19 protein-coding genes and 2 riboswitches are annotated in these 17,964 nt (G+C 48.0%); of the genes, 2 read left to right on the forward strand and 17 right to left on the reverse strand.

Translation table 11 applies throughout. From position 1 onward, the window contains the following. Positions 1-22: 22 nt before the first annotated feature. A complete protein-coding gene (gene queF / locus AC0LWN_RS03275; RefSeq protein WP_025708122.1) occupies positions 23-523 on the reverse strand; it encodes a preQ(1) synthase in 501 nt (166 codons plus the stop codon). A 201-nt stretch (positions 524-724) separates the two neighbouring features. After that, positions 725-768, reverse strand: a riboswitch (PreQ1 riboswitch). Between the two features lie 251 nt (positions 769-1,019). On the opposite strand from queF, the gene ymzB reads away from it, so the two are divergent. Beyond that, positions 1,020-1,361 (forward strand): protein YmzB, encoded by a 342-nt coding sequence (ymzB, locus tag AC0LWN_RS03280; RefSeq protein ID WP_474663191.1) that lies wholly within the window; start codon positions 1,020-1,022, stop codon positions 1,359-1,361. A gap of 59 nt (positions 1,362-1,420) precedes the next feature. Here ymzB and murB read toward each other — a convergent pair whose 3' ends face one another. The 9 genes from murB to AC0LWN_RS03325 all read right to left on the reverse strand — a co-directional run bounded on the left by murB (position 1,421) and on the right by AC0LWN_RS03325 (position 12,029). Continuing rightward, entirely contained in the window at positions 1,421-2,332 is a 912-nt protein-coding gene (gene murB / locus AC0LWN_RS03285) for a UDP-N-acetylmuramate dehydrogenase (RefSeq protein WP_474663192.1), read from the reverse strand. Positions 2,333-2,534: 202 nt separating this feature from the next. Next, the gene (locus AC0LWN_RS03290; protein ID WP_474663193.1) at positions 2,535-3,341 is read right to left on the reverse strand and encodes a (2Fe-2S)-binding protein; all 807 of its coding nucleotides are present in this window, start codon (positions 3,339-3,341) and stop codon (positions 2,535-2,537) included. Positions 3,342-3,353: 12 nt separating this feature from the next. Next, a complete protein-coding gene (locus tag AC0LWN_RS03295; RefSeq protein WP_474663194.1) occupies positions 3,354-4,160 on the reverse strand; it encodes an ABC transporter ATP-binding protein in 807 nt (268 codons plus the stop codon). Between the two features lie 168 nt (positions 4,161-4,328). Further along, complete coding sequence (locus tag AC0LWN_RS03300) at positions 4,329-4,958, reverse strand: histidine phosphatase family protein (protein ID WP_474663195.1); 630 nt, start codon at positions 4,956-4,958, stop codon at positions 4,329-4,331. Between the two features lie 126 nt (positions 4,959-5,084). Beyond that, positions 5,085-6,902, reverse strand: coding sequence for an APC family permease (locus AC0LWN_RS03305; RefSeq protein ID WP_474663196.1), 1,818 nt, complete (start codon positions 6,900-6,902; stop codon positions 5,085-5,087). A gap of 126 nt (positions 6,903-7,028) precedes the next feature. Next, positions 7,029-7,187, reverse strand: a riboswitch (cyclic di-AMP (ydaO/yuaA leader). Positions 7,188-7,377: 190 nt separating this feature from the next. Then, positions 7,378-7,809: a disulfide oxidoreductase gene (locus AC0LWN_RS03310; protein ID WP_474663197.1), complete on the reverse strand. Its 432-nt coding sequence runs from the start codon at positions 7,807-7,809 to the stop codon at positions 7,378-7,380. Next, positions 7,809-8,567 (reverse strand): DsbA family protein, encoded by a 759-nt coding sequence (locus AC0LWN_RS03315; RefSeq protein ID WP_474663198.1) that lies wholly within the window; start codon positions 8,565-8,567, stop codon positions 7,809-7,811. The genes AC0LWN_RS03310 and AC0LWN_RS03315 overlap by 1 nt, the downstream gene beginning before the upstream one ends. Positions 8,568-8,661: 94 nt before the next feature. Next, positions 8,662-10,530 carry an ATP-binding protein gene (locus AC0LWN_RS03320; RefSeq protein ID WP_474663199.1) on the reverse strand — a complete coding sequence of 623 codons (1,869 nt, stop codon included), beginning with the start codon at positions 10,528-10,530 and terminating at the stop codon, positions 8,662-8,664. A gap of 179 nt (positions 10,531-10,709) precedes the next feature. Continuing rightward, a complete protein-coding gene (locus AC0LWN_RS03325) occupies positions 10,710-12,029 on the reverse strand; it encodes a hemolysin family protein (protein WP_474663200.1) in 1,320 nt (439 codons plus the stop codon). Positions 12,030-12,312: 283 nt separating this feature from the next. Here AC0LWN_RS03325 and AC0LWN_RS03330 point away from each other — a divergent pair, with 283 nt between their 5' ends. Next, positions 12,313-13,293, forward strand: a complete 981-nt coding sequence (locus AC0LWN_RS03330; RefSeq protein WP_474663201.1) for a DUF4179 domain-containing protein — start codon at positions 12,313-12,315, stop codon at positions 13,291-13,293. 109 nt (positions 13,294-13,402) lie between these two features. Here the strand turns inward: AC0LWN_RS03330 and AC0LWN_RS03335 are convergent, their stop codons facing one another. The 7 genes from AC0LWN_RS03335 to AC0LWN_RS03365 form a co-directional block, all read right to left on the reverse strand. Continuing rightward, a complete protein-coding gene (locus AC0LWN_RS03335; RefSeq protein ID WP_458962352.1) occupies positions 13,403-13,765 on the reverse strand; it encodes a YmaF family protein in 363 nt (120 codons plus the stop codon). Positions 13,766-13,917: 152 nt separating this feature from the next. Beyond that, a complete protein-coding gene (gerQ, locus tag AC0LWN_RS03340) occupies positions 13,918-14,487 on the reverse strand; it encodes a spore coat protein GerQ (RefSeq protein WP_474663202.1) in 570 nt (189 codons plus the stop codon). A gap of 71 nt (positions 14,488-14,558) precedes the next feature. Further along, on the reverse strand, positions 14,559-14,981 hold the full coding sequence (locus AC0LWN_RS03345; RefSeq protein ID WP_458962353.1) for a cell wall hydrolase: 423 nt from the start codon (positions 14,979-14,981) through the stop codon (positions 14,559-14,561). 192 nt (positions 14,982-15,173) lie between these two features. After that, positions 15,174-15,566, reverse strand: coding sequence for a DUF2500 domain-containing protein (locus tag AC0LWN_RS03350; protein WP_474663573.1), 393 nt, complete (start codon positions 15,564-15,566; stop codon positions 15,174-15,176). 212 nt (positions 15,567-15,778) lie between these two features. After that, positions 15,779-15,955 carry a hypothetical protein gene (locus AC0LWN_RS03355; RefSeq protein WP_458962354.1) on the reverse strand — a complete coding sequence of 59 codons (177 nt, stop codon included), beginning with the start codon at positions 15,953-15,955 and terminating at the stop codon, positions 15,779-15,781. A 184-nt stretch (positions 15,956-16,139) separates the two neighbouring features. Beyond that, positions 16,140-16,604, reverse strand: a complete 465-nt coding sequence (locus tag AC0LWN_RS03360) for a GNAT family N-acetyltransferase (RefSeq protein WP_474663203.1) — start codon at positions 16,602-16,604, stop codon at positions 16,140-16,142. 28 nt (positions 16,605-16,632) lie between these two features. Further along, the gene (locus AC0LWN_RS03365) at positions 16,633-17,922 is read right to left on the reverse strand and encodes a WD40/YVTN/BNR-like repeat-containing protein (protein ID WP_474663204.1); all 1,290 of its coding nucleotides are present in this window, start codon (positions 17,920-17,922) and stop codon (positions 16,633-16,635) included. Positions 17,923-17,964: the final 42 nt, after the last annotated feature.

Genomic DNA, 17,964 nt, shown 5'->3' on the forward strand with positions numbered 1-17,964 from the left:
TCCTCCTTTTCCTTGCCCCGGATTAACGGTTGTCCACTTTCTCAGGATACAGGTCATGATTGATCAGCCGGTGCTCGGCCATCGCTTCATATTTGGTCCCCGGACGCCCCCAGTTGCAGTAAGGATCGATGGAAATGCCGCCACGCGGGGTGAATTTGCCCCAGACCTCAATATAACGCGGCTCCATCAGCGAGATCAGATCGTTCATAATAATGTTCACACAGTCTTCATGGAAATCGCCATGATTGCGGAAGCTGAACAAGTAGAGCTTCAGTGATTTCGATTCAACCATTTTCTGCTCGGGAATATACGAGATGTACATTGCCCCGAAATCCGGCTGCCCGGTAACAGGACACAGGCTTGTGAACTCCGGACAGTTGAATTTAACAAAATAATCGCGACCCGGATGCTTGTTATCGAACACCTCAAGAATATCCGGATCATATCCGAATTTGTACGTTGTGCCTTGGTTGCCGAGCAGGGTAACCTCCTGCATTTCCTCTTTCAATCTGCCTTCTGACATGACAAAAAACCCCTCTCTTTTCCCCCGGCTGTCCGCCGGAACAGGAAAGAAGAATGAGCTTCGAAAACCTGGCTCTACTAAGAAGAAACGCCTCCCGTCCTTGCTGGACGGATAATATGCATACTGACTGACAGGCGCTGTCTTTTTGCGCACAGCATAACATGAAGCAAGCCCTCTGCATTAGAGAGCCATTATGCCAAAACGGTCTTAGTTTTTTATAGAGGGAGTTTGCGAACCTCTCCTGCGGGTTATCCGCAGAATTCTTCTTTATTCATAGTACTGCGAATTGAACTATACCATGTCAGGCCGTAGCCTGGCAACCCTTACAGATGATCCAAAATCAGTGAAAAGAGCAGCCCTGACGCATTTTTTCATGGCATAAATTATTCATCACATTAATTATAATTTTTCCCACACTGACAGAACTATGGATTCAATTTCGAACAAAAGGGTAACTTAACTTCTATAATCTCCTTGATAAGGATGGGATCATCTGATGGATCAAAGCGAACAGAAACTTATGGATTGGCTGACCGCCCAGGTGGGCGCAACCATTGTGATTGAGAAGCAGGAGATGAATGACCACGACACCGTCCACTTCAGTCTGGAAGCCGTCGCTTACCGCAATGCCGATGACGTTATTGACGATTATCTGGACAGCGCGCTGATCTTGCGGGGCACTGGCAGTACCCTGAACAGGGATGGCGAGCTAGTACCTCTTCCTCAGCAGAGCTATGAGATTGCCGTCAGCGGGCTCCGTCTGGATGCTGTGAATGACGGTCAGGTTGAACTGCGGACTGACAGAGGAAAGTATTCCATCTCACTGGCTGAAGCATGACCCTGCCTCTTATGCAGAAAAAAACAGGACGCGGCATTTCAGCCTGCGTCCTATGTCAGTTACTCTTCTCCAATAATCTCAACTTCCGTCTCGAGCTCCACACCGAACTTATCCTTAACCGTAGCCTGAACATGATGGATCAGCCCAATATAGTCCTTAGCCGTCGCATGATCTGTGTTCACAATGAATCCTGCATGCTTACGCGACACTTCAGCACCGCCGATTCTTGTTCCCTGAAGTCCGCTTTCTTGAATCAATTGCCCGGCAAATCTTCCGGGAGGGCGCTTGAAGACACTTCCGCAGGAAGGATACTCCAGTGGCTGCTTCGATTCACGCTGGTAGGTCAAATCGTCCATTATGGCTTTGATATTCGTTGAATCCCCTGGCTGCAATGCAAATCGGGCCTCCAGCACAATGAAGTCCCCGCTGGCGAAGACGCTTTTACGGTAGCCCCACTCCAGTTCATCTCCCTGCAAAGTCACCAGCCGCCCAGCTTTGTCAACGGCAAGTGCGCTATGCAGCACATCCTTGACCTCACCGCCATATGCGCCAGCATTCATGTACAGCGCTCCGCCTACAGTGCCAGGAATTCCGCAGGCGAACTCAAGTCCGGCAAGCTGCTTCTCCAAGGCAAATCTGGAGACATCAATAATCTTTGCGCCGCACTGGGCATAGAGCAAATCGTCCCGCAGCCCCATTTCGGTTAATTCAGAGGTCAGCAGAACAATTCCGCGGATGCCTCCGTCACGGATAATGACATTCGAGCCGTTACCCAGGACTGTAAGCGGAATTTCATTTACGCGGGCATATGTAACAATGGACTGAAGCTCCACATATGTCACTGGCGCTGCCAGGATGTCCGCCTGACCGCCCATACGGGTGAACACATGGCTCTCCAGCACCTCATCGCGCTTAACCACTCCAGCCGGAACCAACTGCTGCAGATCCTCATATATTTTGCTGATGTTCATCTTCTTTGCTCCTTTGACTCTATAAAAATAATGATCCTTATTCACCGGATAATCATACTCCGCTGCTTATATGCAAAAAAAATAGTGTGGAATTTAACCAGGGCAACCACAACTTTAACAACGAACAGGCTCCCTTGTCAATGACGGGAGCCTGGGCCTGCTGCATATGTAATCATTATGAGTCAGATTTCACGTTTATAACCTATCCTTGGGCGCGGGCCGCCTTTTTGCGGTATTCTACCCGCCGTGCCGCCCTCTCCTCTTCTTTCAAGCGGGGACAGGTGTAGCAGTAGCTTCCACCTTCAGTCCGGTAATAGAGACAGCAGCGGTTGCGCATCTGCACGGTCCGCCCCGGGTCGTCCAGCGCTTCTATTCTGCGAACCGTGACATCAAACGGATTCCGCTTCATCCCGAGAATTTCTGCCGGCAGACTGTGCTTCAGATAGCTGTAATCGTCCTGCAAAGTATCCAGCAGCTTGGAATCCTGAAGCCCATCTGCAAACTGCTCCATATAGTAGTTGAATTTAGTCGGCAGTTGGCCCCATATATCACTCAGACTCAGACCGCTTGCCTCATGCAAGCTCCGCAGCAACGGAGCTGCTGTATCACGGTAGAAGCGGGTCAGCACCTCATTGCGCCAACCCTCACGCGCCGCTTCCTTCGGGGCATTCTCTATCTCCCAGTCCTGTAGCGAAAAAACTATCCGGCAATACCCGTTGACCGGAATGAGATGGATGGATAAACGAGACAAGCTTATTACCGGTATTGAGGAATACACGGAGAGCGAATATTGCACCGCAAGCGCCAGACTCGAGAACCAGCTTCCCATATATGCCGCAGCCGCTTTATCATCCAGTGCTCTCATAAGAGGGCGGTAACATTCGAGGAAATCGCGCATTCCCTCTTTATGGACAAGCTCCAGCGCCTTAAAAGAATGCAAAGCCTCGGCAGGTTCTGCGGGATGAAGGTCAAACTTGCTGATCAGCTCTTGGCTGAGCGCTTCATTCATGACCTTGCCTCCTTACATCCCTACCGCTTTGTATGCCGCCAATTCATAAGGCAGGCAGAGCGGCACACCCGTACGCGGATCAGGAACAATATCCGCTTCGATCCCGAACACCTCACGCAGCACGGCCGGCGTCATTACCTCGGCCGGAGTGCCTTCGCTGATCACACTGCCCGATTTGATCGCCACCATATGCTGGGCATAGCGGGACGCATGGTTCAAATCATGCACAACCATAATAATCGTGCGGCCTTCCTCCTCGTTCAGCTTCTGCAGAAGCTGCAGCACCTCCAATTGGTGCGCCATATCAAGAAACGTTGTCGGCTCATCGAGGAAAAGAATATCCGTCTGCTGAGCCAGAGCCATAGCAATCCAGGCCCGCTGGCGCTGCCCCCCGGAGAGCCGGTCAATCGGGCGGTCATGGAATGCTTCCATCCCGGTAACAGAGATCGCCTTAGCGATAATATCGCGGTCTTCCGAAGTCATGGTACCGAAGCCCTTCTGATGGGGATAGCGGCCGTAGCCAACCAGTTCAGAGACGGTCAGACCATCCGGAGCGGTAGGATTCTGCGGCAGAATCGCAAGCTGCCGGGCTACCTCTTTTGTGGACAGATTGTGAATCGACTTGCCGTCCAGCATCACGCTGCCGCTCTTAGGCTTCATGATACGCGCCATAGTCTTGAGAATGGTAGATTTCCCGGAGCCGTTGGCCCCGACAAGCGCTGTGATCTTCCCTGTTGGAAGAGACAGATCCAATCCCTTGACGATCACCGCCTCAGCATATCCTATACTTAATTGTTCTGTGTTCAAACGTTCTGACATGGTTTTCACTCCTAAAAAGTTTTAAGAAGCAGTTGCTCCTGCAGGTTCAACATCACAGTAAAATTCGCTTCGTAACATTCGCTTAAATAGTATGAAGCTTAAGCTGAATGCCTTAGTCTCACTCCACTAAATGATATTGATTATCATTATCCATGTCAATATAAATGTTTAGTTTTTGGTATAATTTAGATGCTCCGTATGGTTTTCTATTAAAATTTCCCAGCCTCCGTCACAATACTCTACTTTATGAATACTGGTATTTGAAGCCGGGAATGCTTTGCTGCTTTTGTTTGTCCAATCTAACCCTCTTAGAATATGATAAATTACATTTATTACACCTCCGTGTGTAACAACGACTACATTTTCATTATGACTGCATCTTACTTGCTCTTCGCATAATTTTAATAATATCTCTTTAATGCGAGTGAAAAACTCAAGGGGACTTTCTCCGCCGGGATACCTCTCATCCATCTGCAAACTTGCAAAATACAAACCAGGATACCGTTCATTTACAATTTCATTGGGCATGCCAGCTATAACACCATTGTTCGTCTCTCTCCAATAACCGCTGCCTTCAACTGGCAGTTCCAGTGCCCTGGCAATCTCATTTGCCGTATCTAATGCCCGCTGCAAATCGCTGCTAACAATACGATGAATGTTGAATGTGGATTGGTTTTCCTTGAGATAATTGCCAAGCTTCTCCGATTGCCTGTACCCCTCAGCTACAAGTCCCCGTTGACTCCACCCGCCACGAAATCCTTCGTCATCTATACCATGTCTTACAAAATAAATAGCCATTTCCTATCTCCCCCCTGAAATATTCGTAATACATATAATACCATATTGATAAATCATTTTTCTTCCATAAAAAATAGGCCGCTTCCGAACTCCTCGGAAACAGCCTAGATAATGATGACCATCTGTCTATTTGTGCAAATGAAAAGGCACGGTTGCTACAACAATGTCTTTTTGATTCATGAGATAAGAACGGATGAACAAGCTGGTCTGGTTATGCAGAATGGCCTGCCACCAGTGCTTGGTAATAAATTGCGGGATCAAGACGGTGATATGGTCGGTTGAAGCCGTCTTCCACTCTACCGTATCAATGAACTTGACAAGCGGCCGGATAATGCTGCGGTAACGGGAACGGAGCACAATCAGGCGTACACCCGGGTTCCACTCCTCCCATTTCTGCTCCATCTTGTGAATTTCTTCTTCATCAAAACCGATGTACACAGCCACCACATTGTCCGTCAAGGACTTGGCGTAGCTGATTGAATGAAGCACCGCACGTGTCACACCCGCGACAGGAACGACTACTGTGCTTCCCTTAATGCAAGGCTTATCTGTTGCCGGGCAAATTCGCAATTGATCTGCAATATTCAGATAATGGCGGTGAATACGATGGAATACGAACATGACAACAGGCAGGAAGATGAAGGCCATCCATACACTGGAGAACTTCGTAATAATGAAGATGAGCGTAATAGTCAGAGTTGTGAGCATCCCCACTGTGTTCACAGCAAATTTATTATGCCAGCCTTTGGGCTTGGTTTTGAACCAGTGCACCATCATGCCAAGCTGGGACAGCGTAAACGGAATAAACACACCCACCGCATACAAAGGAATCAGGCCGTCGGTATTGCCGTGGAATGCAGCTACCAGCAAAGCCGACAGAACCCCGAGAAAAATAATGCCGTTGGAGAAGCCCAAGCGGTCACCACGGACCATAAATGCATGCGGAAGGTACTTATCCTTAGCGAACATGAAGGCGAGCAGCGGAAACGCTGAGTAGGCTGTATTGGCAGCCAGGAACAGGATCACTGCTGTAATGCCTTGTATGAAATAGTACAAAGCGCCACGGCCAAAGGTGGATTCGGCAATTTGTGAAACAACTGTCGCTTTTTCATCCGGTGTAATTCCATACCAGTAAGCAAGCAGCGTAATTCCCGTGAACATAATCCCGAGGATAATCCCCATCATCATCAAGGTTTTAGCGGCATTTTTCTCCGCCGGGGCTTTAAAATTCGGAATGGCATTGGATACAGCCTCAACACCTGTCAGTGCCGAACAGCCGGAGCTGAAGGCCTTGAGCAACAGAAACAGGCTGACGTTGGAAACGGCCGACCCAATTTCAGGGACATTCGCATGAGCGCCGCCGGTTATATATTTGAATACTCCGGATATTATCAGCACAAAGATCGAGATTACGAACAGATATACCGGAATGGCAATGAATGATGCAGATTCCGTAACTCCCCGCAAATTGACAATGGTCAGGAGCGTAATTACGGTAACAGCGATAAGTACGCTATGATTATGCAGACTTGGAAAAGCGGATGTGATCGCATCCGTACCCGCCGAGGCGCTTACCGCAACGGTCAAAATGTAATCCACCAACAAAGAGCCTCCGGCGAGCAAGCCGGTTGGAATCCCGAGGTTGGTTTTGGCTACGATATACGCGCCGCCGCCCTGAGGATAGGCAAAAATGGTCTGGCGATAGGATAAAATCAAAATAGCCAGCAGGCCCAATACGGCTAATGCAATTGGCAGTGAATACCAGATGGCTGTAAAACCGGCAGCCACCAAGACAATCAGGATTTGTTCCGTCCCATAGGCTACAGACGAGAGCGCATCAGAAGATAGGACAGCCAATGCTTTTACCTTGGATAACTTTTCATGATCGAGTTCGTTCGACTTCATCGGACGCCCGATCAATAGTCGTTTTACCTTGCTTACCATTGTAGTAACAGTTCCTCTCTTTGTTAAGTCGAATCGGTAGTACCGTGCGCTGTTTTCATTAGCGGGTTTCATAAATGCAGGCACAAAAATAAGCATACGGAAATGATCCGCATGCTTACAGCATCGTCATTATCCCACCATTGCTTACGAGGTTAGCTGGCGGATTCGGACTGTGGTAGCCCTACGGTCGGGGTCATCTGACCCGCTACCGATTCACCCCTTTGGCACATCTGCCAATAATGGTTCCCCCGTTTTCCCTTACGGAAAATTCAGCGCGTATTCAACTTCTCACAAGGACTAATGATAATCTACAACGCGTCTTCCGTAAAGCGGTGAAAAAAATGAAAAAAGAATGAAAAAACATTCAAAAAACGCAAATCCATGATGAGGGATAACCTGATCTTTCATTCTCTTCAATTATCCCTGCAACACGTGTTTTTACAGGTTTTCGATTAATATTTGTGTCAGAAGTTTCTCACTCTGCCTCTTCTTCTTTACGACCGTTCCAGAGCAAAATCGCAATCATAGCAAAAGCAATCAGGGCGAGCAACGGAATGGTAATAAACCCGAAATAATTCAGATAATCCTTGTTGCAGGGAACGCCGATTGTACAAGGAATCACCTTGCTGAGTGCGGGAATCTTCTGCTCGGCATAATGATAGAGCGAGATCGAGCCGCCAATCAGACTTAAGGGCAGCACATAGGGAATAATGCTTTTATCATTCCGGTAGGTGGCAATTCCGAGCAGGATGAGCTGCGGATACATAAAGATGCGCTGGAACCAGCAGAGCTTGCAGGGCTCATATTTCAGCACCTCGCTGAGATACAAGCTGCCTGCTACGGCAATTACGGATACGAACCAGGCCAGATAAAGGCAGTGGCGGCGGCAGAACCTGGAAAACTTCATCACTTGGCACTCACTGCTGTGGTGGCGGCTTTAACCTGTGCGTCAATCGCTTGCATCTTGAAAGGCTCATCCACCTTTACACCATTAACAAAAACTGTAGGTGTGGAAGTTACCCCTGCATCTTTGGCGATCTTAATGTCGCTTTGCAGTTCACTTTCATAGGTGCGGTTCTCAATGTCTTTGCGCAGCAGATCAAAATCAATCGGGAGCTTTTCCTTCTGCGCCAGGCTCACCAGAAAGTCTGCGGTTGCCCACTCCTTGTTCTCGTCACCTTGATTAGCATATAGAGCATCGTAGTAGGTCCAGAAAGCGTCACTGTTCTGATGGTAGACAGACAATGCGGCCAAAGAGGCTGTTACCGAATCCGGGCCAATAAAGGCCATATTCACAAAATAAAGTGCTGCCTTATCCTGATTTACATATTCCTGAACAAGCTGCGGTTTGATCGAGCCGGAGAATTGGGCGCACGCCGGACATTTGAAATCGCCAAACTCGACGATTTTTACCGGGGCATCCTCTTTGCCTAGTCTTGGCAGCTCACTGTAATTGAAGTTGAATGCTGTACCGGAACCTGCTGTTGACGAGGAACTGTCCTTCGAAGCTAACATGAATAACCCTACAAAGATGATAACAACTAACGCTACTGTACTGATAATCAGAATTCTCGTCTTCTGCTTCTGCTTCTCAAGCTCTGCCCTGCGTCTCTCCTGCTTGTTTAATTGGGGAGCCATGACATTATTATTTTTTGTTTTGCTCAAAAGAGAGTTCCTTTCCGTCCTGTGCGGACTGGTGTGATGAAGTTCATATGATTTAAAATTATATAATTAAAACTCTAGCTTTGGCAAACCCCATTCACACGGCTTCTGTCCCGATCTGTTCAATAGTCTGCAGCGTAATCCGAAAGCTAAATTCGGTCCCGCCGCCATCTGCGGCTGCAGCCCAAATCTCGCCGTTCATTAAATCGACCAGCTTTTTGCATATAGCCAGCCCAAGTCCGGTTCCGGGATAGCTGCGGCTGTGGGAAGCATCCACCTGGGAGAAAGGCTGGAACAACAGCCTCAGCTTGTCAGGCGAGATCCCAATGCCCGTATCCTTAACTGTAAACTGCAGATCCAAGGCTGCTCCAGCAGAGTTATAAGGCTCTACAATTACACTAACCTCCCCGGCATGGGTGAATTTAACTGCATTTCCGATTAAGTTAACGAGAATCTGGCGGATTCGCGCACTGTCACCGACTACAGTTTGGGGGATCGACGGCTCAAGCTGAAGCTGAAGGCTCAAATTTTTATCGCTGGCATTCACTGCAAACAGGTCCATACATTCCTGAAGCATGGCTGCAAGCTGAAAAGGCTCTATGTACAGCAGCAAATTCTCCGCCTCCAAGCGGGAGATATCGAGGATGTCGTTCATTACTTTTAGTAGAGCGTGACTGCTTGTGTTCTGGAGCTTAAGCAGGTCTAAATGCTCAGGCAATCTTATTTCCTCTGTGAGCAGTTGATTGATGCCAATGATTCCGTTAAGCGGGGTCCTGATTTCGTGGCTCATGGTAGCCAGGAACTCGCTTTTCATCCGGGCGGCGCTCTCGGCAGCATTTTTCGCCACAATTAACTCCTGCTGATATTCCGCCAAAGCGGTAACATCCTCCGCAACAATATACACAAAGTTCTGTTTATCATGCACCAATGGAAAAACAGTTGCGCTGCACACGAGCTTGCGTCCGCCTTTGGTTCTGACTGACAATTCCAGCTTGCTGGATTCACCTTCTGCCGCTCTTTTGACTGCGGTTTTGAGCGCCTCTTCATCCTGAGCGGTATACATAACATTTTTATAGTTACCCAGCTCCTCTGTGCCGAACCCTGTTGTCTGACGGAGTGAAGGATTGACACTGATGACATTTTGACGGACAGGATCAATACAAATCACCATATCCGGACTGAATTCAAACAAGGCCATGTAGCGCTGCTCATTAAACTGCGAGGAGTGCAGCACCCGCTGCCGGTCCCTATATAGAAGACTAAATACGATGGTCACCATAAGTAGAAAGGCACATGCCAAAATCAGCTCTAGTACTGAATCACTAAGGAGCGAGTTTTTCCCTGTATCCATCGCCATATCTGGTGTAACAAAAGTGGTTCCGGCCATCTCGGAGTAATGGGTTCCCAGAAGCGCGCCGGTCAGCGTGAGCATCAGCATTATTTTTTTGACGGTAAACATATTATAGGAATTTCGCACCCAGTTGGAATCAAAGGAGACGGTAACGACAGGAATGATAAGTGAAAACAAGACAGACACTGCAATAGAGTGCCTGCTTTGCTCATAGTTCAAAGAGGGGTTCATCGCCAGCATTCCACAGTAATGCATAATCTGAAGGCCGCTGCCAAACAGCAACCCGCCAAATCCGAGGTACAGCTTGTTGCAGGTCCGGGGATGATTGAACAGCACAAGCAGTATATAGGACGCCGCGATGGGGACGCACAATGAAAGAAGCATTAGCGGAAGCGAGTAAGAAACAGCCATTTCCAGCTCTATAGCCATCATGCCCATAAAATGCACACTCCACATCCCTACCCCCAGTAGACAGGAAATATATAGGATATAGGATGGGGGTCTTTTGTCCCGGACCAACCGTTCAGTCAGATCGAGTGCCGCAAAACAAGACAGCAATGCGACTATAATAGAAAAAAGGACAAGCAGCACGTTATAGTGAAGATGATCGGGCATTGCCTCTTCCCCTTTCTCCTTCGGATGATGGATAAGCGCTGGTTACATTCCTTATACCCGACATGAATAGAAGCGAATCGGAAGTTCCTCCTGATGGCGGCAAAGCTTTTATGGTCACGGCAAAAAGGCACAGCGCCAGTACTGAACGCCATGCCTCTTAAAGCTTTGCTATTGCTGAATTAAGCTCCCGCCTCTTCGGATAGAAGCTGCTGCACCTTCAACACCTTAATGCGGGAAATTCTTTTGTTATCGGTCTCCTCCACCACGAACAGGTGGCTGTCGAATTCAACCGTCTGGCCATTATGCGGCGGATTCACCTCAAGCTTAGAGTACAGCCAGCCGCCAATGGTGTCATAATCATCGGTCTCCATGTTCAGTCCAAGCCGGTCGTTGATCTCTTCAATCAGCATCAGGCCGTCTATGGAGTATTCATCCTCCCCCAGCTTCTCAACGCCAGGACGCTCTTCATCAAATTCATCCTGAATCTCCCCGACAATTTCCTCCATGATGTCTTCCAGCGTTACCATCCCCGATGTGCCGCCATATTCATCAATCAGGATGGCAATTTGCGTCTTGGCGCGCTGCATCACTTTCAGAAGGGCACTGATCTGGATCGACTCGGGTACGGTAAGAATCGGACGGATCAGCTCATCATACTTGAGCGCATTGTCCCGGATCAGATCCTTAATATGAATGAAGCCAAGGATATGGTCCTTATCGCCGTCACAGACAGGATAACGAGTCCGCATGCCGTCGAAGGCAACCTCCAGATTTTCTTCTATTGAAAGATGGTTGTTCAGACAGATCATTTCGGTGCGGGGGATCATAATCTCCCGGGCCATCGTGCCTGAAAATTCAAAAATATTGTCCACCAAAGTCATTTCTGTATTATCTATAAGTCCGCTCTTGTTGCTCTCCTGCATAATGATGCGGATTTCTTCCTCTGTATGCGCTGTTGCGAGCTCTGAGGCCGGCGCCAGTCGAAAAATACTTAGCAGCCCGCGGGCCATACCGTTGACTACCCAAATAAATGGATACATGATACGGTAGAAAACATTCATCGCACCTGCGGCTAACAGCAGCACAGCTTCGGCTTTATTCACCGCTATCGTCTTGGGAGCAAGCTCACCCAGCACAATATGCAGAACCGTAATGAACAGAAAAGCAATGATTAAAGAGATCACAAAAACGGATGTTTCGCCAAATCCTAGGCTTGTTACAATTGGCCCCACAATCGTTGCAATTGCCGGTTCCCCCAGCCAGCCAAGCGCCAGCGAGGCAAGGGTGATCCCCAATTGGCAGGCGGACAGGAAGCCGTCGAGATTGTGTACGATTTTACCTGCTGCTACTGCTCTTTTGCTGCCTTCCTCAATCAGGGAATCAATACGGCCGCTGCGTACCTTCACCATCGCATATTCAACCGAAACAAAAAAGCCATTACACAACACCAGCAAAATAATAAGACCTACATGTAATATACCGGGTAAAGGGTCGCTCAATTTATACTCCTATCCACCGTCTCCACGATTCAGGCAGATAGGCCCACCTCCTTCGTTTGTTCAAAATGTCAGCCTGGGCAGCGCCAGTTGTTCCTTTCAGTATCAATTTCCCAATGTCTTCATCTCCTGACTGAAATCACGGATATAAATATATACATTATTATATTATTACTCGGAGCATAAAAACAGGTATCTATTGGTGTAAAAATATGATCTATTATTCCTTGTCACAAAACGCATATCGAAAATTGTTATATAGACGTAAAGCAAAGGAGGTGATCACTTGGAAGAAGGGAGATCCGGTAACATTTCTGATGAGCAGATCGAGGCTTCGGTTGAACTTGTAAGAAATGGTAATCTTGAAGCGTACACAACTATCATTCGCAGATTTGAAAAGCCACTGTATATATATTGCTACCACCTGCTCAAAAACCGGGAGGAAGCTGAGGATGCGGTTCAAGAAATCTTTTTCAAAGCACATCAGGAAATTCACCGTTACACACCAGCCGTCCCTTTCTCCGCATGGCTGTATAAGCTTGCTTATCATCATAGCCTTAACCCAACGAATGAAAAGCAGATGAAGCTTATTGATGAAATGATTGGTGAAACCGGAACGCCCGAGTACAGCCTCAGTACACAAATTATAAAACGGATAAGGGAGAATCCTATGAAAAAAACTGCTGCACAAGGAAGCATACTCAAGAAAACGTCAATCGCCGCCGCTACAGCAGCCGCGCTTGGTCTTGGAATTGTTAGTACCGGCTTTATCTCACCAGTAATGGCAGATGCCCTGAGCCAGATTCCTGTTGTAGGCAGCTTCTTCCATGATTCAGTCAATAACGAATTGAGATCCTCTGCGGGCAACGACCAGATTACGAAGCTTGGAATCAGTGATACTCATGAGGGGGCGACCCTGACTATTGCAGAGGCTTACCACGATGGAAAGAGCTTGTCCATTGCCTTAACGCGCGAAGGATTGACTACAAACGAAGATCGTTTAGTCGGTGAACCTGCCCCCACTGAAAAAGGTCTGCTCTTGCCAGACGAGCTTATAGTTCTGATAAACGGAGAGCCTGTTAAGGGTCAAATGAACCTGCTGCCTATTATCAACTCCGATCACAGTGTGCAAAAAAATGCAGCTCTTCTGCAAATTTCAAGTATTGAAGGTACACAACTGCCTGACCAATTTGAATTGACCATCAAGGCCAATTTGTCCGGAATCAGCAATCCTTTTGAATTTCAGGTGCCGGTAAGCAAACAATAGATTCATCAGTTCACATGGCCTCTTCATGCAAAAACGTAAGGGGCTTGTTCTTAAATTGAACAAACCCGTCAGGCCAAAGGCGCCCGGCGGGTTAATTTATTTTCTTATATTACACCAGCGGTGATTGAATCAATGTCGCGAAATTGAATTGGTGCATGTGGCCATCATTTAGTGTAGTATGACCCGTCACAAAATGTACGTGTTTGCCGTTTCCAACTGGAATGGCTGGTCCTGTTCTAATCTTCTTCAAATTATGGAAATGGTTCAAGAAGTCAGTGTGTTCGAACTCAATTTCATGGAAATGGCTTTTTCCTGATTTAATCGCTTGTCCTGTAACACCTGCAAACCGATGGTTGTGCCGATCTGCACCGGTTTCAGCCAGTTTAGTGCTGCCTTCGAATTCATGTACATGTCTCTGTGTCTGAATAGTGCCTCTTCTGATCTTCTTAACGGTAGGCCGTATCTTCTGCATCCGTTCTATTCCTCCTTAGAATTAAACGACTTCTCAACATCTTATTAAGGCAGCCCTGGATAGGTGCAAACAGAACCAAAAAAAGAAACGACCGCCTCCCTCGTAGGGCGACTGCCGTCTCTGGAATAGAAATGCAGCTTACCGCGTAATGATTAACGACAGTTGCGGGTGGTTGGCGGATTGCCGATTACACCTGGATATTGGTAAGTAAGCGGTTCGTTGAAGGTTGCATAATCGAAATTAACCATAAGCAGCACTATCCGCTGTCCGGTAGCTTTGTCGCTGATGATGATATGGTCACGGCCCGCAGCTTCAAGTACACCTGTGTAGATCTTGGCATTCCATTCTTTGTTGTTTTCGTATGTGAAATAAAAAGTACCCACTTTGCCAAGATTCAGCCGGAAAATGTTTTCGATGTATGATTGCTCAAATACTGGAGCGGTTGTGGGTGTAACAGTTCCACTAGGAGTCATTGGGCTGCCGCTGGTAACTGGGGGAGGCGTCGCGGGCAAGGTGGTCCCCATACTACTTCCCATACTACCCATACTTCCCATACTTCCCATACTGCCCATTGTTCCCATAGAACCTTTACCACTCATAGGGCTCATGTTGCTCATTGGGCCCATGTTATTCATATTGTTCATGTTATTCATGTTGCTCATTCCACCTGATGGCATACTGCCAATTGAATAAGTAACCGGACGGTAAGGCTGAGTTATCATTTTCCAAATACCTCCTAAATGTTTTATTGCTTTCGCATGCTTAACTCTGTCTTCGCGGGCATTCCTGCACCCTAGAATAATGAAGGACAATCCTCACTGGTTGGCGTAAAGAAGCAGTGTGCTTTGTACCGGCCGGTATTCTGCTGGTTGTACCAGGTTGCCGGGCATTCTCCGACAGGCCGGAAAAACCAGAGCGCGTTCGACGCAGGCCATATTCTTTCGCCCCCAATAACACGTCTGGCCAGGCGGACATCAGCATCACGGGCACGCTGGTAGAAATACCCCTTCTGCGGTGCTTCGAAGCCGCCAGGGCTCTGAAATACCATATCATTCACACTGCGGATGTTTCTAAAGTCCAGGCAGTTGCCAAGTATCCGGTTGACCCCCACATTGCCGACCATTAGCATGCCTGAGTCCCCATCCTCCTCGGCTTCTGCCCTCATCAGCCTTGCAAGCACTCTAGCATCCTGCGAGTTCGCCTTAATAACAGCCACGCCTTCTCCTCCTTAGCTGCACTTTTCTCTACTGCTCGTTGTATTGTATGTGCATTCGCCCAAGAGGTGACAGTCCATACCTAAATTCCGCCCAGTTCTTGAATCGCAGCATACAAATATCCCCTTGTTCCGTTACCCGGAATCAAGGGGATGCTACAAGCTGTTATATTCATAAGCAAGCTTACATCTGTACTATTCTGCAGTTGAATAGTGGGGCTGCCGCTGGAATCCGTGGTATCTTGTACCTTGATAAGTCAGTATCCCCCTATCCCCTTCTGCGCTCATGCCGTATTCGCTGCCTTCCACTTTGAACTCCATCCGGGCACCATTCTCCACCTCATAGGTTAAATAATAGGTTGTGCTGGTGCGGCTGGTTGTGTTCTCTTCCTGGGACTGCTGCTGCCGCACCTCACTGCGTTTGCTGACGATGCGGGCGGGGATGGTCAGTATGGGCGAGCTGTTGTTCCGGCTCCACTGTAGCAAACCCCTGCCTGCAGATACAGCGACAATGCCAATCACCAGGGCGAGAAAGATCGGTATTACCGTCCCCGTCAGATCAAACATCCAAGATGAATCCGGGCCCATTCCCATGACCTATTCCCCCTTATTCCCCATGTTATCCTGCTTACAGCATGGATACAGGCACTTCTGTACATGTATATGCCCCTGCTATTCCATAAAGCATTACAAAAACATTAAATCTGAGTAAATGGCTCAGACATGTCAAAAAGACCACAACCATTCTCTGTAATCAGAGATCAGCTGTGGCCTTCATTAACATCAATCCGCCCTTTGGATTAGGCGTGTACGAGATCTAATAATTGCTTGGTTTCGTCATTGTCTACTGGAAGCATTCCGCTTTCCGCCCAGCATGCTCTGCATTGTTCTTCTGTTTCACAGAGGTGAGCGTCATCACAGTTGTAGCACAGTTGCAGCAGGTTTCTAGTCACATAATCCGTTTCGAAAGTTTTCATTAGAATCTCTCCTATTCGGGATGAAAGTTTGTGAAAAAATGAACATGTTCTCTATGTGTTAAATATATCACACGTTTATTTGTTTGTCATGTGATTTTTTTCACACTTATAAATAAAATTTTTATAAAGATTTTTTTGTTTCATTTTTTTATAAAACTGATATCCGAACGGGATTTCTAATTAATTAATGCTGGTCCTTCTCCGTCACCTTTACAAATCTGTATCCAGTGATTTCATAACCCAGCTCTTTATAAAAAACATGCGCTTCCTCCGCCCGCTTCAGCCCGCTGACCAGCCAGGTTCCCAAACAGCCGCGCTCTGAAGCCAACTGTTCTGCATATGCGATCAGTTGCCGCCCGATCCCCTGCCTGCGGACTTGCTTATCCGCAACCAGCATCGAAACTTCCCCATAGCGGGTCATATCCTCGATGTTCTCCCGCAGCCGGAAGCCCATAGCCCCAAGCAGCGGGAGATCTTCCTGCCCATCGGACTGCACGGCTACATATAGCTCCTCAATGGGGCTATTCTCTATAAATTCCAAGCGGCGCTCTATTTGCTCCAGCGACTGTGGTACGCCTTTCAACTGCTCTATCAAGCGGCACAGTTCCCGGGCATCAGCCCGCAGAGCCTTACGGATATGAATCTCCATAACATTAACGCCTCCCTGCCATCAAGTTCTACATCACACGCCAGCTAATCCCGCCATTCGTAGTCTGCAGCAGGATTGATCTGCGGTCTTCTTTTTTCTCAATCAGCAGCCAGCCCACTTCACTGGAAATAAACTGCAGCTTCACAATCTCCGGATACTCCTCAAGCTTCGATTGCAGCACTTTGCTGGCCGGAAGCGCAGTCCATGTCTGCCCCTGATTCGTTGTCTTGTACAACAGGTTCTGCTTCAAAATCCAGCCATACTGCGAATTGAAAAAGGTTGGAGCAATGTGGCGGTTAATTCCCGTCTGGCTACCCAGTCCAAACGACACAAATTTCCAGTTTTCTCCCGCGTTAGCTGTAAAATAACCATTGTAAGTAATGGAGCTATCTTTTTCCTTCTGGCACCCTACCGGCATCCACCCGCTCTGATTGGCCTTGTCAAAGAAAACCGGCTCGCCGGTGATCACACGGTCACAGCCTGCTAATTGGTCATTCACCAGAAATTCGGGGCCTTGACTCCAGGTTGCTGCGCCGTCTTTGGTCATGTAGATCTTCGGGAGCGCCCCGGTCTGCAGGGTTACAAAGCCATGTATACTGTCCTTGAAAATCATTCCTGTAATGACCCCTGATATCGGGATCGTATTATTCGGCAGATTGGGATTGTACTGCTCATTTTGCATCACCATATTCCAGGTCGCGCCGCCATCTACCGTTGCATAAAGCGCCTTGCTCTCTTTAGTGGCACTGGCATCCCAGGAAGTCATCAGCCAGCCATGAGATGGCGAGTTGAAATAGATTGATGAAATCGTGTTCGCATCAGGAAAAGAAGAAACCTTCCAGCTGTTTCCCCCATCCGTGGTCCGCAGCACAACCGTTTCCGTAAGCCCGGCGGCACTTCGCAGAATCCAGCCATTGCTTGGGTCCGTGAAGAAAATATCTTTGCCATACACAGGGTTAGCCAAAAACTGCACATTCGTTGAAGGCGAGATGTTGGTCCACGTTCTGCCGTTGTTCTTTGTCATGTAGATACGCAGCTCGTTTTTGGTCACCCCCCAGGCCAGCCCTACTGCATCATTCAGGAGCCTGAAATCGGTCAGCCGGGTCTGGATTTGATATTTCGGGGTATTCTCATTGTCGATATTCTTGGCATCGGGTGTGATCAGTGTAATCGTCTGCCCTATTTCCGGCGCTTCCGTCGGCTGTGGGGGCTGGGAAGGCTCCGGTGGAGGAGAAGAGCAGGCCGAGAGTATAAGCAGGGTCAGGAATACCGTAAATACGGCTGCCAGAACCTTGAAGCCAGGCATTTTAGGTGACAATCTTCTCTCTCCTCTTCCTTGTCTATATAAACTGAACTGTAA

It is taken from the genome of Paenibacillus sp. sgz302115 (assembly GCF_056120445.1).

What these genes read in the sequence shown, in the direction of transcription:
- gerQ (WP_474663202.1), bottom strand. Translation starts at nt 14,487, where the DNA reads ATGATAACTCAGCCTTACCGTCCGGTTACTTATTCAATTGGCAGTATG.
- AC0LWN_RS03360 (WP_474663203.1), bottom strand. Translation starts at nt 16,604, where the DNA reads ATGGAGATTCATATCCGTAAGGCTCTGCGGGCTGATGCCCGGGAACTG.
- AC0LWN_RS03310 (WP_474663197.1), bottom strand. Translation starts at nt 7,809, where the DNA reads ATGAAGTTTTCCAGGTTCTGCCGCCGCCACTGCCTTTATCTGGCCTGG.
- murB (WP_474663192.1), bottom strand. Translation starts at nt 2,332, where the DNA reads ATGAACATCAGCAAAATATATGAGGATCTGCAGCAGTTGGTTCCGGCT.
- AC0LWN_RS03350 (WP_474663573.1), bottom strand. Translation starts at nt 15,566, where the DNA reads ATGGGCCCGGATTCATCTTGGATGTTTGATCTGACGGGGACGGTAATA.
- AC0LWN_RS03355 (WP_458962354.1), bottom strand. Translation starts at nt 15,955, where the DNA reads ATGAAAACTTTCGAAACGGATTATGTGACTAGAAACCTGCTGCAACTG.
- AC0LWN_RS03305 (WP_474663196.1), bottom strand. Translation starts at nt 6,902, where the DNA reads ATGGTAAGCAAGGTAAAACGACTATTGATCGGGCGTCCGATGAAGTCG.
- AC0LWN_RS03335 (WP_458962352.1), bottom strand. Translation starts at nt 13,765, where the DNA reads ATGCAGAAGATACGGCCTACCGTTAAGAAGATCAGAAGAGGCACTATT.
- AC0LWN_RS03295 (WP_474663194.1), bottom strand. Translation starts at nt 4,160, where the DNA reads ATGTCAGAACGTTTGAACACAGAACAATTAAGTATAGGATATGCTGAG.
- ymzB (WP_474663191.1), top strand. Translation starts at nt 1,020, where the DNA reads ATGGATCAAAGCGAACAGAAACTTATGGATTGGCTGACCGCCCAGGTG.
- AC0LWN_RS03290 (WP_474663193.1), bottom strand. Translation starts at nt 3,341, where the DNA reads ATGAATGAAGCGCTCAGCCAAGAGCTGATCAGCAAGTTTGACCTTCAT.
- AC0LWN_RS03300 (WP_474663195.1), bottom strand. Translation starts at nt 4,958, where the DNA reads ATGGCTATTTATTTTGTAAGACATGGTATAGATGACGAAGGATTTCGT.
- queF (WP_025708122.1), bottom strand. Translation starts at nt 523, where the DNA reads ATGTCAGAAGGCAGATTGAAAGAGGAAATGCAGGAGGTTACCCTGCTC.
- AC0LWN_RS03320 (WP_474663199.1), bottom strand. Translation starts at nt 10,530, where the DNA reads ATGCCCGATCATCTTCACTATAACGTGCTGCTTGTCCTTTTTTCTATT.